This is a genomic window from Acinetobacter sp. ANC 3903, assembly GCF_002135315.1.
Classification (GTDB): Bacteria; Pseudomonadota; Gammaproteobacteria; order Pseudomonadales; family Moraxellaceae; genus Acinetobacter.
Genome location: NZ_NEGA01000001.1, coordinates 102,807 through 119,115 on the forward strand (window position 1 = coordinate 102,807; position 16,309 = coordinate 119,115).

Annotated in this window: 10 protein-coding genes and 4 tRNA genes; 10 read left to right on the forward strand and 4 right to left on the reverse strand. The window is 40.9% G+C overall.

The features are described 5' to 3' along the window. Positions 1–567 precede the first annotated feature (567 nt). The 6 genes from B9T29_RS00495 to B9T29_RS00520 all read left to right on the forward strand — a co-directional run bounded on the left by B9T29_RS00495 (position 568) and on the right by B9T29_RS00520 (position 6,803). Positions 568–3,951 carry an Rne/Rng family ribonuclease gene (locus B9T29_RS00495; RefSeq protein ID WP_086174039.1) on the forward strand — a complete coding sequence of 1,128 codons (3,384 nt, stop codon included), beginning with the start codon at positions 568–570 and terminating at the stop codon, positions 3,949–3,951. Positions 3,952–4,147: 196 nt separating this feature from the next. Beyond that, positions 4,148–5,989, forward strand: coding sequence for a long-chain-acyl-CoA synthetase (locus B9T29_RS00500; RefSeq protein ID WP_086174040.1), 1,842 nt, complete (start codon positions 4,148–4,150; stop codon positions 5,987–5,989). A gap of 193 nt (positions 5,990–6,182) precedes the next feature. Continuing rightward, positions 6,183–6,258 (forward strand) — tRNA-Lys (locus B9T29_RS00505). Positions 6,259–6,281: 23 nt separating this feature from the next. After that, positions 6,282–6,357, forward strand: a tRNA-Lys gene (locus B9T29_RS00510). Positions 6,358–6,416: 59 nt separating this feature from the next. Beyond that, positions 6,417–6,492, forward strand: a tRNA-Lys gene (locus tag B9T29_RS00515). 235 nt (positions 6,493–6,727) lie between these two features. Then, positions 6,728–6,803 (forward strand) — tRNA-Lys (locus tag B9T29_RS00520). A 122-nt stretch (positions 6,804–6,925) separates the two neighbouring features. On the opposite strand, the gene B9T29_RS00525 is transcribed toward B9T29_RS00520, so the two are convergent. Next, the gene (locus B9T29_RS00525) at positions 6,926–7,534 is read right to left on the reverse strand and encodes a hypothetical protein (protein WP_086174041.1); all 609 of its coding nucleotides are present in this window, start codon (positions 7,532–7,534) and stop codon (positions 6,926–6,928) included. A 309-nt stretch (positions 7,535–7,843) separates the two neighbouring features. Here B9T29_RS00525 and B9T29_RS00530 point away from each other — a divergent pair, with 309 nt between their 5' ends. Beyond that, entirely contained in the window at positions 7,844–8,107 is a 264-nt protein-coding gene (locus tag B9T29_RS00530) for a PspC domain-containing protein (protein WP_086174042.1), read from the forward strand. Between the two features lie 85 nt (positions 8,108–8,192). Here the strand turns inward: B9T29_RS00530 and B9T29_RS00535 are convergent, their stop codons facing one another. Next, positions 8,193–9,293: an HPP family protein gene (locus B9T29_RS00535; protein WP_086174043.1), complete on the reverse strand. Its 1,101-nt coding sequence runs from the start codon at positions 9,291–9,293 to the stop codon at positions 8,193–8,195. 237 nt (positions 9,294–9,530) lie between these two features. Here B9T29_RS00535 and B9T29_RS00540 point away from each other — a divergent pair, with 237 nt between their 5' ends. The 3 genes from B9T29_RS00540 to glyS all read left to right on the forward strand — a co-directional run bounded on the left by B9T29_RS00540 (position 9,531) and on the right by glyS (position 13,529). Further along, on the forward strand, positions 9,531–10,379 hold the full coding sequence (locus tag B9T29_RS00540) for a hypothetical protein (RefSeq protein WP_086174044.1): 849 nt from the start codon (positions 9,531–9,533) through the stop codon (positions 10,377–10,379). A 91-nt stretch (positions 10,380–10,470) separates the two neighbouring features. Next, positions 10,471–11,460, forward strand: coding sequence for a glycine--tRNA ligase subunit alpha (gene glyQ / locus B9T29_RS00545; protein WP_086174045.1), 990 nt, complete (start codon positions 10,471–10,473; stop codon positions 11,458–11,460). Next, positions 11,460–13,529, forward strand: a complete 2,070-nt coding sequence (gene glyS / locus B9T29_RS00550) for a glycine--tRNA ligase subunit beta (RefSeq protein ID WP_086174046.1) — start codon at positions 11,460–11,462, stop codon at positions 13,527–13,529. The genes glyQ and glyS overlap by 1 nt, the downstream gene beginning before the upstream one ends. Positions 13,530–13,568: 39 nt before the next feature. Here the strand turns inward: glyS and B9T29_RS00555 are convergent, their stop codons facing one another. Next, positions 13,569–14,660 carry a UvrD-helicase domain-containing protein gene (locus B9T29_RS00555; RefSeq protein ID WP_086174047.1) on the reverse strand — a complete coding sequence of 364 codons (1,092 nt, stop codon included), beginning with the start codon at positions 14,658–14,660 and terminating at the stop codon, positions 13,569–13,571. Next, a complete protein-coding gene (locus B9T29_RS00560) occupies positions 14,657–16,285 on the reverse strand; it encodes an ATP-dependent nuclease (protein WP_086174048.1) in 1,629 nt (542 codons plus the stop codon). Before B9T29_RS00560 ends, B9T29_RS00555 begins: the two co-directional genes overlap by 4 nt. Positions 16,286–16,309 lie beyond the last annotated feature (24 nt).

Below are 16,309 nucleotides of genomic sequence, written 5' to 3' on the forward strand. Positions count from 1 at the left end.
ATTCACATTAAACACGGAAAGGTCCCTAAAGAATATGCCGACGCCGAAGGCTTATTATATCGGCAAAAAAGCAAACTGTTGCGTTTAATTGTACTTCGTACATAAATCAGTTTGCCCTAAAAAATATGTCGCCAACGTTAAGTTGGTTTTTAAACGTAAACTGATACACATCAGATTAGTCGCACCCTGAAGTTGTATTCAGGCTATAACGTTGATGCATTGGATCTGCACATAAAGCAACGATACGATGATAATTCCGTATCAAGACGCCCGATCATGAATTAATGAAGGGACGGTCTTCAAGCTACGTGACAGTGAAAGTTACTCACATCTAATGCACCGTTAGTCCGCCAGTGAATCGTTCAGGTGACTTTAATCGTTTATAAGATTGAAGCCGTATTGCCATCTTCAATACGTGAATCAAAAACCGAAGCCTAAAAAAAGGCCGGTAAAAAAGCTCAGACCACAATTGCGTCATTTTGAGATCTGGGTGTTGATCCGTAATGTGTGATGTTCGCTACGTGTATAGCGATGTTTTGGTGTGTATCACTATTAGGTGTTACACCCATGAAACGTATGTTGATTAATGCAACACATGCCGAAGAGATTCGCGTTGCACTTGTCACTGGTCAGCGTCTTTACGATTTCGATCTAGAAAATCGTACCCGTGAACAAAAAAAATCCAATATCTATAAAGGTCACGTGACTCGCGTTGAACCTTCTTTAGAAGCTGTTTTTGTAGAGTATGGTGCAGGCCGTCAGGGCTTCCTGTCTATGCGTGAAATCGCAAACTCTTACTACAAGGCAGATCCTCGCCAAACTTCAAATATCCGCGAATTGATCACTGAAGGTACCGAACTTTTAGTACAAGTGGAAAAAGAAGAGCGTGGCAATAAAGGTGCTGCCCTGTCTACATTTATCTCGCTTGCCGGCCGTTATTTGGTGCTTATGCCAAATAATCCAAAAGGTGGCGGTATCAGTCGTCAAATTTCCGGTTCAGTTCGTGAAGAATTGAAAGAAATGTTGGCCTCACTGAATATTCCTCGTGGTATGAGTGTGATTGTTCGTACTGCGGGTATTGGTCGCTCTCAAGAAGAATTGCAACTTGACTTGCAACACTTGATGGACCTTTGGGCACAAATCCAAAACACGGCTGGTTCTGGTCCATCACCAATGCTGGTACATCAAGAAGCCGGTGTGGTAACACGTGCAATTCGTGACTACTTACGTGATGATGTTGCAGAAATCCTGATTGACTCTGAACAAGCCTATAACGAAGCGTATAACTTCGTAAAAGCGGTTATGCCACGTCAAATCGACAAGTTAAAAACCTATACTTTAAATGAGCCTTTATTTGCTCATTTCGGTATTGAAAGTCAAATCCAGACTGCCTATGAACGTGAAGTAAAACTTCCTTCTGGCGGTTCAATCGTGATTGACCAGACTGAAGCTTTGGTGTCTATCGACATTAACTCGGCTAAATCGACTCGTGGTCACGACGTTGAAGACACCGCTTTAAATACCAACCTGGAAGCAGCCGAAGAAATTGCACGTCAACTGCGTTTACGTGATATCGGTGGCCTGGTAGTAATCGACTTCATCGACATGACTAAAGACCGCAACCAGCGCATGGTTGAAGCCAAACTTCGTGAAGCGACCCAAAGCGACCGCGCCCGTATTCAATTCGGTCAATTGTCCCGTTTTGGTTTAATGGAAATGAGCCGTCAACGCTTACGCCCATCGCTTGAAGAAGCAACCGGTTACGTATGCCCACGCTGTCATGGTACAGGTATGGTGCGTGATTTACGTTCTCTTTCCCTTTCGATTATGCGTAAAGTGGAAGAAATTGCACTTCGCGAACGTCATGGTGAAGTTCAGGTCGAAGTTCCGGTTGAAATCGCAGCATTCATGTTGAATGAAAAGCGTCATACTTTGGTGTATTTAGAACAAACTTCAAATGTCCGTGTAACCGTGTTGCCACATCCGCACCTGGAAACACCGCATTACGAAATCACTTATAATGCTGAAGGTTTTGCACCAACCAGCTATGAACGTACCGAAGCAACACGTTCAAGCGAAAAAGAGTTGGGTTATGAATCTTCTGAATGGCATTTGGAAGGTGAGCAACAAGCTCAAGCTGCTGCGCAGGCACCTGCTCAGCAACAGGCTAAAAACCAAAACAACAAGCCACAACGTCGTCCACAACAAGTAGCTCAAGAAGTACAGCAATCACAACCAGCTCAAGTTGCGCCTGTTGCTCAAGCTTCATCAAGCCCATGTGCATGGCTAGAAAACCTGTTTGTGCAAAAGCAAGCTAAAACAGTTGATCAAGCACGTACTGCAAACAATGCTGCTGCTGCCATTGAACAAATGGTCAATGGTGGTGCGGTCAGCCGTGGTCAATTCGGTCAGGTTGTAACATCTGCGCCTACTCAGAGCGCACCACCGGTTGCCACTGCAAACAACAATGCTTACTTATCGCCAACTGCGCCTGTAACACAAAAACAGGAACAGCATGAAGTTGCAGATAAATATTCTGATAAAGAAGAAAAATCGCAACGTCACAACAAAAAGCGTAATAAGCCTAAAGAGCAACGGGAACAAACTCAGCACGACAATCAGCAAAACCAAGTGCATGAAGAAATTGTTCAGGTTTCTCGTCATGAGCAGCGTCAAGAGCAACGTCCAGAACAGCGCCAGGATTCACGTGAAAACAAGCGCCCGACTCGACGTCAACACGCTGAACAGCAAAACGCTGATCAACAAGCAGAGCAAAATGCTGTGCCACGCCGTGACCGTCGTAACCAGCAACGTCCTGAACGCCCAAATCGCCAGCGCGATCAAAGCGTATTGAACGAACAGCCAGCACAACAAGCTGCACCTGCTGCGGTAGTGAATGAACAGCAACCTAAAGTCGAAGTAATTGATACACCTCGCCAGGATGTTCTTCCAACCGCATTGGTGATCAATATCGATCAGGCAAAAAGTGAAATTGTTGCGTTAAATTCAACTTCTGTAGTTGAAGCGCCAATTGCCCCATCTGAGCCTGTAGCTGTTGAAGCCCCAGCACCTGTTATCGAGAAAGCAGTGGCCGCGAAGGAAGAAAAACCTGCTGCTGCAACTGAAACTCATGAGCAACACAAACCACGTTCTGCAGAAAAACGTGCCAGCAACGATCCGCGTATGCATCGTCGCCAAAAACGTGAAGCTCAGGCAAAACAAGCTCAGGCACCGAAGTTAAGCCCTTCTCAGGTTCCAACTTTGGGTCAATACACGGTGGGCAGCCTCATTCGCCATGTGTATGGTGAAGATTGCTCGGTATTGATTGAACAGTTTGGTTTAATTCCAACTTTCAACCGTGCCTTGGTAAAATTTACCGAGCAATATGCCGAGACCATCAGCCATCAGGCAACTGAAGCGCAAGCACCAGCACAGCCTGTGACTCGTGATGTGGCATTAACCAAAGCAGCACCTGAAGCAGAACCCGCACCCGTGCTGGACTTAACGCCGCCAACACCGGTATCTGACAAGCGTGTGGCAAATGATCCACGTGAACGTCGCCGTTTGGCAAAACAGGCTGCAGAACAAGCTTTAGAGCAAGTAAAGCAGGCACATAGCGAACCTGAAGTGACTCCTGCGGAAGCTGTTCCAGCCGAAGTTACTCCTGTCACAGAAGCAGAAACAGTGACAGCCGAAGTGGCTGAGCCTGTAGTGACTGAAGCGGTTGCTGAAACTGCTGCAGAAACAATAGCTTCTCCAGTAGAAACTGAACAGGCAGCAGAACCGGTACAAGCTGAATTAGCGGTAGAAGCTGCTCAGGATGTACCTACTGAGCTTGAGCCTAAAGCAGAAGCTGAAAAAACCGAAGGTGAAGATGCTGACAAACCTGTCCGTCCTCGTCGCCCTCGCGGTCGTCCACCAAAGAAAGCAACGCCTGCAAATGAGTCATAATTAGTCACATAATTAGCTCTAATGCAGCGAAATAAAAAAACCTAGTCATTCCGGTGACTAGGTTTTTTTTGATACTTTTATCGGATTAGGTTGATTGCACTAGATTGAAACGGCTAAAAGACAAGAGTACAAATGACTGCAAGCGTATTGCGAACAAATAAACTGTATTGGATTACGAAAAATAAATAGGATTCATATGAACCATACCACACCGAGCGATCTTATTGGTATTGCGGATGTCGCAGCAAAATTACCTAAATTTATGAGTAAAGTCCCTCACCTGTTGAGTGGTCTCAAACAAGCCTATTTGCGTACCTCCAATACTCCTGCAGGCTTAGGGATTGCCTTTGAAAAAGCGGTAAAACGCAATCCGCACGGCATGGCTTTATTATTTGAAGACCAGAAATTCAGCTATCAAGAACTGAATGCATGGGCCAACCAGATTGGACACTTTTATCTATCCATCGGTGCCTGTAGAGGTGATGTGATTGCGGTGATGGTGGAAAACCGTCCTGAACTGGTGGCCACAGTTATTGCCCTGGCAAAAATTGGGGTGACAGCTGCATTGGTCAACACCTCACAAACAGGCAAAGCCCTGACCCACAGTATCAATCTGGTTAAACCGATTGCCATCATTGTCGGTGAAGAATGCCGTAATGCTGTCGAAGAAGTCCGTCAGGATTTACAGCTTCAAGCAGACCGTTTTCATTGGTTCGCCGACCAAGCCACACAAAAGGATGCAGGCAAAACTCCTGAAGCCTGGGCCAATCTTGCAGAAAAAGTAGATCAATTTCCCAAATTCAACACCCCAACCACGAACACTATTCAAGGTAAAGATGGTCTATTTTACATCTACACCTCGGGCACTACGGGCTTGCCTAAAGCGGTCATTTTCACGCATAGCCGCTGGACACTGGCCTATGGTACCTATGGACATGTGCTGGATTTAAAATCTGATGATGTGATGTACTGCACACTGCCGCTGTATCATGCCACCGGTATTGTGGTGTGCTGGTGTGGCGTGATTGCCGGCAGTGCCACTTTGGCACTGCGTCGTAAATATTCGACCTCCTCCTTCTGGAAAGATGTGCAAAAATTTGATGCTTCTGCCATCGGTTATGTCGGTGAACTCTGCCGTTATTTAATGGATGCGCCAGTATCTGAACTGGAAAAAGGCCACCGTGTCACCAAAATGATTGGTAACGGCATGCGCCCGAATATCTGGGACAAATTCAAAGAGCGCTTTGGCATTGAAGAAGTGCTGGAGCTGTATGCGTCCAGTGAAGGTAATGTCGGTTTTAGTAACGTGTTTAACTTTGACAACACGGTTGGCTTCTCTCCAACGCCTTATGCCATTATTGAATTTGATAAAGAAAACAATCAGCCCGTGAAAGATGACAAAGGCTGGTGTAAAAAAGTGAAAAAAGGCGAAGTCGGCTTACTGGTAGGTAAAATTACCCGCCGCTCCCCTTTTGATGGCTATACCGATCCAGAAAAAAACAAAGCCGTGATTATGAAAGATGTGTTTAAACATGGCGACGCATACTTTAATACCGGTGATCTGGTACGCGATATTGGTTTCCGTCATGCCCAGTTCGTAGACCGTCTGGGTGATACTTTCCGCTGGAAAGGCGAAAATGTTTCTACCAGCGAAGTTGAAAATGCGGTCAGTGAATATGAAAAAATTGCTGAAGCGGTGGTTTATGGGGTGGAAATTCCGCATACCAACGGTCGTGCCGGTATGGCAGCCATCACCTTGAGTGATGGCGCAGAATTAACCGCTCAAGACTTAAAACAAATGGCAAGCGAGTTTAAAAAATGTTTGCCGGCTTATGCTGTTCCGGTATTTTTACGCATTCAAGCTCAGGTCGAAACTACGGGCACTTTTAAATATCAAAAGAACAAGCTCAAAGAACAGGCTTTTGATCCTAACAAGACCGATGAACGTCTGTTGGTATTACTCCCGAATGCGACCGAATATTGTGATTTAACTGCGGAAATATTCAGCAATATTCAAGCCTATAAATACCGTTTCTAATTTCAGAACAGGTGTTTTTTAACAAGATTAAGCAAATTTGTTGTATTTATAATCAAACATCAACAAGTTTGCTAATTTTTACTTGCGCTCGTTTGATATCTTGCTACAATACGCTCCATCAAAACAAAGTGGTGTTTAGAAAGCCTTTATTTTCTTGCACTGCACATTCAGACAAGCGCTGAATGTTGGTTCAGGGTCGTTAGCTCAGCTGGTAGAGCAGCGGACTTTTAATCCGTTGGTCCCGCGTTCGAATCGCGGACGACCCACCACTTATTTTGATCAACCTAAAGATGGGTCGTTAGCTCAGCTGGTAGAGCAGCGGACTTTTAATCCGTTGGTCCCGCGTTCGAATCGCGGACGACCCACCATCTTTTAAAAGGCTTCTGACATGAAGCTTTTTTAGCTTTTAAAAGCACTCTTTCTGAATGGGTCGTTAGCTCAGCTGGTAGAGCAGCGGACTTTTAATCCGTTGGTCCCGCGTTCGAATCGCGGACGACCCACCATTCTTTCTTAGGGCTTCTTTCTGTACTACACTTTCTGTACTACAATAGAAACGAAACCTGCAATATTCCGACCAAGACAAACCACACCGTTTCGGTTGATTCGCCATTCTCGAAATTTTGCTACACCGATGTTGCAAAACACAGTGCTTTAATATCACTGTAAAAAATCTTCGATTTTTTCTTGCACTCGGGTGAACCCTTAAAGCGATGCTTTAAGTTCACTAATCCTCACTCAGGGTTGTTAGCTCAGTTGGTAGAGCAGTAGACTCTTAATCTATTGGTCGAGGGTTCGAGCCCCTCACAACCCACCAGATTTCTTTATATTATTCATTTTATATCTATACACATACATAATAAAAAATGCTCCATATTTAGAGCATTTCCATCCTTTTAAATTGCAAGCCTGGTTAAATCAACCGGCCCCCTCTCTTCTTTAACTGACTTTCTCTTTAAGCAAACGGTATGCCTGTTGTGGAAAAGGATTGCCCTCGGCAAAATATTGCTGGTTTTGCGCAGAAGCATGGGCAATTTTGTCTAAATCCATCACCAGATTTTCATCTTTATCAATCCTATAAAAAAACTCCACCCCATTTGAGCGATGCAAAATTACCTGATGATGCTGAGCATCGTAAGACCAACGATCTTGCCGGTAGTGAAAATTAGAATCAAAGGTAATTTGTCCCAGATGAATCAGGGTACGGTGTGCTGTGCCATCAGCCAATAAATTGATGACAAAGTCACTTGTGCCCTGGTCACACTTCACAAAAGGGTCTTTGCAGCTAATGGTAATTTGATAACGCCCGATATAGGGCTGGGCATTTTGCGGCATGGTATTTTTCAGCACTGGCTCAGCTTTTTCTACCGGAACAGTCGCCTGTCCTGCAACCTGGGTCAGGCTTTTCGCCTGCTCACTGGCTGCTTTAGCTGAAGTTTCTGCTTTGATCTGTTTCGCCACAGAATCCTCCAGTGGTTTATGACAACCAATCAGAGCTGCTGAAACTGCAATCAAGATACATAGCTGATAATCTGCTTTTTGAAACACCTGTTCCTCCCTGAATCCTCTATTTTCTTCGGCGACTTGTTCATCTGTTCAATCATTTATTGCTTAGGTCATGAGAGGCGTTTCATCATCTTGCAATGCATTTTCATATTTCATTGATTTTTATTGATATAAATCAACTTTTTTTGGGACAAGTGTATTTTATATCCCAAGTCTGGTTGCAGTAATTATTTATTTACATAACTTAACCATTTTTTGGGGCCTGCCACTTTAAAAATGTATGGGCATCTCCATCTCTTTATTATGAGTATGTTGTTTTAACTTTTATTTTCTCATTCTAAGGAGACCTAGATGGCCAATGTTGGTTTATATCGCTCTAAGCGCCAGAACATGATTGCCGGCGTAATGGGTGGTATTGCTGAACGTTTTGGTTGGAATGCCACTTTACTGCGCGTTATTTTTATTCTTGTCTCTGTGATGAGTGCAGCATTCTCGGGGATTTTGGTTTATTTAATTTTATGGTTGGTGATACCAAAACAGCAAAATAGTATGTTTGGTCAGTCACAAGCCTATAACAACCCGATCCGCACCGTAAATTCGGATCAAAATCGCTAATACCTCGCTGAACTCTAATGAGTTCGTTTTATGCTACGACTTATACCCCAATCGGTCGTAGCTTTTTTTTTGCCTGATTTTTAGCTTATGCAGCTGCATTCAACTGCTGATTCAATGCCGCAATCATATCGGCACGGCTAATAATGCCGACCATTTTCTGTTTTTCCACCACGGCAATATAGTTAAATGAGCGCTCCACAAAATACGGCACCAAGTCCTGAATCGGTTGCTCCGGTTTTACGGTCACGACCTGTCGAATCATAATATCCTTAACCTGACGCTGCCATGTGGTTCTTAAATCGGTGGCACGCTTAAACCATTCCACCACTTCATATAAAGCCAGGGTTCCCACCAGTTGCTGCTGCGCATCAATCACAGGCAGGCTCATTAAATTCATGTGTTTGAATTTATCCAGTGCGGAATGGATATCATCATTTTCATTTAAGCTGATCACGTTTTTGGTCATGATGTCCTGACACTTAAACAGACTTACTCCCCGGGCATTGGCTTTCTCTTGCGCTGCCAGAATAATTTTTTGCAAGTCATATTCACTAATATCCAAAAGCTCGGTTTGCTGATCCAGCGTTGCCTGAATATCCTGCGGTTGAATGGTGACTTTCTGGGTAGGCGTTGGGTCTTTAGAACGCTGGTTGATCTGGGCCACTTGCGGATATTGTTTTCCCAGCAAGCGGTTAAATACAATCGCAATGACCAGCAACAACATGGAATTTAATAAAACCGGATAAAAAATAAAGTGATATCCTAACTCATGTACTGCTTCGCCACCCAAAACGGCAGTAATGGCCACCGCCCCACTCGGCGGATGCAATGAATCGGTGCTCATCATCAACATAATGGACAGCCCGACCGCCACACTAAAGGCTTCGGTCAGGTTTGGAATATATGCGGCACAGGTCACTCCAATAATCCCGGCAATGATATTTCCCACCACCATATTCCATGGCTGGGCCAAAGGACTGGCAGGTACGGCAAACAGCAACACCGAAGATGCACCCATCGGCGCGATATACCATGCGTTAATATCTCCAAGCACCCACCAGCTAATAACGGAGGAAAGTGCCAGTCCCAGCAATGCACCCACACCGCACAGCAGGCGGTCTTTTAAGGGAAGCACTTTGAAATTGGGTTTTAGGGTATTCAGCCAGTCTGCTTTTGAGTGAAACACAGTGTGCCTATTTGTTGTATTGGAGTGGAAGTTCGGCATTATAAAATGCTGAGACATGAAGGTGTATTTATTTTACATCTTATATTTATCAATTAATCTGTGAATCATTTTTTAACAGCTGATTTCTTATAACCAATTTTTCTCTAATTTTAATGGATGCTACATGAGTCGCACCATATCGCATCTTAATAACGTTCTAAGATCTTAGTTACCTAATTGTTTTTCTTGGAATTTGTTATGCAACTAGGTTACTACTACCTGAAAATCCTTCCTAAACTTAAAAATAAATTCATAAACAACAAAATGTTTCCTCAATTTATTACAGAACATCAATCTACAGTTTTTGCAGTTCTAACAACGTTATGGATTTTATTTGTCTTAAATTTATTAAAGACATCAAAGACACTCAAATTAGGTTTGTTCTTAATCTTTATAAGTCTTTGCTTACCACTTTTAATTTTCTATTACCAATTAAAAAATAGCCCGCCCACTATATACACCTTTAAAAAACTATGTGGGACATATGAATATAGCTCTTATGAACCGACTCGTAGAGGACGAGGTCAGTATAATTTTCACTTTAACTTAGACAACTATGGTTCTTATGAGCAATGGGCAAATCATGAAAAAATCGCACAAATAGGACAATTTCCTTTTTATAGAAATTCAGATTTAAATGCTCTTAACGAAAAACAAAAAGTTTGTATTTACGCAAGCTTCAATATTCTTAAACCCAATGTAATAGATTCAACATTAGCAATTGACCCAATTACTAAAGAATATCCTTTTGAATATAAAGTCTTTTGCGGCATACAAACAGAAAAAAAGAACTTAAAAAAAATTGATGGTCTAGATGAACAACCCTATGAAATTATTTTTGATTTAGATAATTATGGCAAATTATCCCATACCCATTATCGAGGAAAAGATCATTTATTAGGTGACAATCAATTTACAAACACAAACCAAAAGGTGTGTTTATTAACTGAACTTCCAAAGCATCCTACCAATGAGCAATTAACTATTAATTCAAATCACATTCTCCTTCTAGAGTTAAAAGATCAACCTAATACAAAGCTTAAGTAAAATATCAATAACCTTTGATAAGACCTTTGCCACTCCCCTACAAAATCCTTATACTTAGAGCCAATTTTTCTCTAATTTTAATGGATGCTACATGAGTCGCGCCATATCGCATATTGATACATTTCAAGGCTTAATTCTTGCCTTACAAAACTACTGGGCTGAACAAGGTTGTGTGGTGTTACAACCTTACGATATGGAAATGGGGGCAGGGACATTCCACACTGCAACTTTCCTTCGTGCTTTAGGGCCAGAAACATGGAACGCGGCTTACGTACAACCTTCACGTCGTCCTAAAGATGGCCGTTATGGTGAAAACCCGAACCGTTTACAACACTACTATCAGTTCCAGGTGGTGCTTAAGCCAAACCCGGACAATATCCAGCAGCTTTATCTCGATTCCTTAGAAGCCATTGGTATTGATACCCTGACTCACGACATTCGTTTTGTTGAAGATAACTGGGAATCACCAACACTTGGCGCTTGGGGCTTGGGCTGGGAAGTTTGGCTTAACGGTATGGAAGTGACTCAGTTCACTTACTTCCAGCAAGTCGGTGGTGTTGAATGTTACCCAGTAACAGGTGAAATCACTTACGGTCTTGAACGTCTTGCGATGTACCTTCAAGGTGTAGACTCAGTGTACGACTTAGTTTGGACTAAAGGTCAGTTTGGTACTGTAACTTACGGTGACGTATTCCATCAGAACGAAGTTGAGCAATCAACTTATAACTTTGAATATGCCAACGTTGAAAAAATGTTTGAACTGTTCGACTTCTACGAAGCTGAAGCGACACGTTTAATCGAAGCTGAACTTCCACTTCCTGCATATGAACAAGTAATCAAAGCATCACATAGTTTTAACTTGCTGGATGCTCGCGGTGCGATTTCTGTGACTGAACGTCAGCGTTATATTTTACGTGTACGTACTTTGGCACGTTCAATTGCAACAAGTTATGTGGCAGCACGTGCGAAGCTTGGTTTCCCAATGGCTGAACCTGAACTTCGTGATGAAGTGTTGGCGCAGTTAAAAGCACAAGTTGAAGCAGAAGCAGCTCAAGCAGAAAAAGCAGCGGAGAACAAATAATGTCTAAACATACTGTTTTATTTGAACTTGGCTGTGAAGAACTTCCACCAAAAAGCTTAAAAAAATTACGTGATGCACTGCATGCAGAAACGGTTAAAGGCTTAAAAGATGCTGGTCTTGCATTCGACTCAATCGAAGCCTATGCAGCGCCACGTCGTTTGGCATTAAAAATTGTCAATGTTGATGGTGCTCAAGCAGATACGCAAAAACGTTTTGACGGCCCTGCTGTGCAAGCGGCATATGATGCTGAAGGCAAACCGACTCGTGCACTTGAAGGCTTTATGCGTGGTCAAGGCATCACCGCGGATCAAGTATCGACGTTTAAAGCTGGTAAAGTTGAAAAAGTGTGCTACTTGAAAGATGTGAAAGGTCAAAGCCTTGACGTTTTACTGCCACAAATTTTACAAGCAGCTTTAGATAACCTGCCAATTGCAAAACGCATGCGTTCAGCGGCAAGCCGTACCGAATTCGTACGTCCGGTAAAATGGGTTGTGTTGCTTAAAGATAACGATGTGATTGATGCAACAATTCAGGATCACAAAGCAGGCAACGTGACTTTCGGTCATCGTTTCCATGCACCTGAAGCAATCACTTTAACGCATGCTGATGAATACTTAGCGAAGTTAAAAGCAGCTCACGTTGTGGCTTCTTTTGAAGAGCGTCAAGCAATCATCGACGGTCAAGTAAAAGCATTGGCTGATGAAGTGAATGCCATTGCCATTGTGCCAGCAGATCTTCGTGACGAAGTAACAGCACTTGTAGAATGGCCTGTTGCACTTCGTGCAAGCTTTGAAGAACGTTTCCTTGCTGTACCGCAAGAAGCGCTTATTACAACGATGCAGGACAACCAGAAGTATTTCTGTTTGGTAAATGCTGACAACAAACTTCAACCGTACTTCATTACTGTTTCAAATATTGAGTCTAAAGATCCGGCTCAAATTATTGAAGGTAATGAGAAAGTGGTTCGTCCACGTTTGTCTGATGCTGAATTCTTCTTCTTGCAAGACCAAAAGCAACTGCTTGCATCACGTAAAGAAAAACTGGCGAACATGGTATTCCAGGCTGAATTGGGTACTTTGTGGAACAAGTCTGAACGTATTGCAAAATTGGCTGTTGCGCTTGCACCAATTACAGGTGCTTCGGCTTCCGATGCTGAAAAAGCTGCCCTTCTTGCAAAATGCGACTTAACTTCTGAACTGGTTGGTGAATTCCCAGAACTTCAAGGCATCGCGGGTACTTACTACGCACGCATTGAAGGCGAAAATGATGAAGTTGCAGAAGCGCTAGGCGAGCAATATCTTCCTAAATTCGCAGGTGACGTTTTACCTAAAACCAAAACAGGTACAACCATTGCCCTTGCCGACCGTTTAGATACCTTGACCGGTATTTTTGGTATTGGTCAAGCACCTACAGGTTCTAAAGACCCGTTTGCACTGCGTCGTTCTGCAATTGGTATTCTGCGTTTAGTGACTGAAAATGAGCTTGATGTTTCAATTGAAGATTTGATCAAACTTGCTTTAGCTGCCTATGGCGATGTATTAAAAGATCATGCTAAGACTTTAAATGATGCGGTTGCATTCCTTGAAGGTCGTTACCGTGCGAAATACGAAGACCAAGGCGTGGCTGTAGATGTCATTCAAGCTGTTCAAGCCTTGTCACCAAAATCACCGCTTGATTTTGACAAGCGTGTAAATGCGGTAAATCACTTCCGTGCATTGCCTGAAGCTGCTGCTTTAGCTGCTGCAAATAAGCGTGTTGCGAATATCTTGGCTAAAGAAGCTGAGCCTACAGGTGCGGTAGTTGAAACGAACCTGGTTGAAGATGCTGAAAAAGCATTATTCGCTGAACTTGCGAAAATTACACCTGTGGTTGAGCCATTATTTGCTGCCAAAGACTACACAGCTGCGCTTTCTGCTTTAGCTGCACTTCGTGCACCAGTTGATGCATTCTTTGACGGTGTAATGGTAATGGCAGATGATGTTGAATTGAAAGCAAACCGTTTACGTTTACTTGCTCAGTTACGTGGCTTGTTTACAGCAGTTGCGGATATTTCTGTGCTTCAGCATTAAGCTCTGATTGAAATAAAAAACCCGCTTTAAAGCGGGTTTTTAATATATTGGAAATTTGTCACTGTAATTATTTAAAGATTTATCAGCAACTAATATACCCAAACTTAACTTAGGACGAGTAAGACCTACATACAATTTAGCTCTTGTTGCATCAGCAAGTTTATGATTATGGTTCAATAGCCATTGAATCATTTCTTGAGTCGGATACAATAAAACCCTATCCAAAGTTAAACCTTTTGCTACACCCATATTCATAAAAGAGTAATTAGTATTCACTTTAGTTGCCGCCGTCAAACGTAATTGAACAGGTGAATATTGTTTTAAATAATCTTCTGCTTTACTTTTGGGAATAATATAAACTCCTAAATGTTCGTCATTTTCTATGCAACAATCACAAGGTAATGTAGGTTTATAAGCTGTATAAAGAAGAGAAGATAAATCACAAATTACTTTTTCATTCCGATGAGAACAATTCAGTATCTCTTCATCTAGGTCACACAAATCAGTCCAAAATTTCTCGTAGAAGAGTTTTATACCACCATTATTGTAAGGTCTATATTTAGGTAAATTATTTGTAGAATATGTACATTGTCTTGGATCACCAACAAGTAGAACATTATCAACAGAATTCAAAATATTAGTAACCACATCGAAATCATATCCTGATAGATCTTGAACTTCATCAATATAAATATGCTTATAAATTCTAGATAGCCTATCGAAAATTAAATTAGGTCTAGATTCATGAGTTTTAGCAATAATTTTAGCAAGTTTGTCGGAATAAATTTTCCTGTCTTTTGTAAAATAGTGACTTAAAGAATTCTCTTTTGTTTTAAGCGCTGATTGACCACCTTCTATATACATAAATCCAATTTTCGAATTATATAAACTTTCAGCTAATACACATTGGTATGGTCTAAAACAATCATTCAAAAGAAAATCAAACCATGTTTTAATAACTATATTAAAAGGTATAAAACCATATTCTCTAATGATTTTTTTCTTAATCTCAACACTATTTTCAATAGTAAATGTAGTGATCAATATTTTTTCATTACTTATATGTTTTGTCTGATTTATTAGATATGTTGTCTTACCTGCCCCTGCTGCTGCAATCATTAATTTTTTCATGATCGACACCATTCAACCACATCTTTAATATAATTTGGATACTGTAGTTCTTCTTCTGATTCAAACAATTTTAATGCCCAATCTGTCTTTGCACCTATCATAAAATCTTTTATAGCATCGAAATTGTGATCTCCATTAAATCCTATGACGCGGGCTAATTTAGCAAGATCTGAACGATTAGCATCAACAAATTGTGGCTCTAGTGTATTGAATTCTTCTCTAACATCGGCACTGATTTTGATATATGGAATGTTTAAATAATCTCTATACTTATTTAAAATTTTCTCTTGGTATTTACCGTCATTATCAGTAATTACAGCTACAGGCTTGTTTACTAATTTAGCTATTTCTAAAAATCGCTTAAAAGCTAATCCTGCGACACTAATTACATCAATACTATCCTCAATAGGCAATCTTCTTGCATTTTGGTGCATATATATCTTTTGAAACACCAACTCATCTGATGGTCCTTCAACTAAAACAGCTTTTTTACTTAGAATTAATCTCAGTGTATTATACCCAGCCAATTTTTGAAAATATTGATACGTATCTTGCGGTAAATCCCTAAAGAATCTCGTCTGCTTGTTATCAACTAAAATTAAATTTTCTAAGCCTAATTTATTTGATACAAAACTACTATGTGTAGAAATAATAATTTGCTTATCAGTACCATTTTCTTTAATTTGTTTAATAAGTGCGTTCAATTTAGTATGTGAAAGATGATTTTCTGGCTCTTCTATCAGAATTAAATTTTTATCTTTTACATGTGAATGTGCTAAAGCTAAATTTGTCTTAACTATACACTGCTCGCCTTTTCCAATTTGATTAAACGGAATATTATTAAAATTAGTAGTGAGTTGACTATCCCATGAATTATTTGAGCTAAGATCTACTGTAATAGAAAGTTGCTTATCAGATATAGGAATACTCTCTGTAATTTTGCTATTTAAAGCAATAATACTGTTATCCTCATTAAAGCTTTGCTTTAATTTTCTATAAGCTTGAGCTAAACCAATTTTTTCTTGTTGCTCCAAGCCATCTTTAATAATTTTTGATAAATATATATCTGAACCATTTTTAAAATTTGAATTAGAAGAATCAATTAAGACTGATTTAATAGGTATAGTCCTATTAATCACTGTTTTTCTAGCAAAAGATTGCCACTCAACATGAAAGTACTCAATTGGTATTGAAGTTTGAGGCTCCTGTAAAGAAATTAAATCTTGATATAGATCAGAATAAGTATCATCAAGTTTAAATTCGAAACGCACACCTTGTGCTTTTGGATTACGATCTGAATTTAGAGACCCTTCAAATTCTGCTAATTCGTCACTATTTTGAAAATAAACTTCTATTAACATTTCAGGTAAAGGTATTTTAGGATCTGTAACAACTGTATCTAAATAATTCTTCACAATTTCAAAATTGAATAAATATTGATGAAATTCCTTCTTTAATGGCTTTCCATTCAAATAACCTGAAAGGCATAAATGTATAGCTTCTAAGATTGTAGATTTTCCTGCCTCATTGTCTCCAACAAGAATATTCAAGCCATCATTAAACTCTATGACCGTACGGTCTTTAAAACTTTTGTAATTTTGAATTACGAGTTTCTGAATTTTCAAAACTTTCCCCCATTTATAAATAAT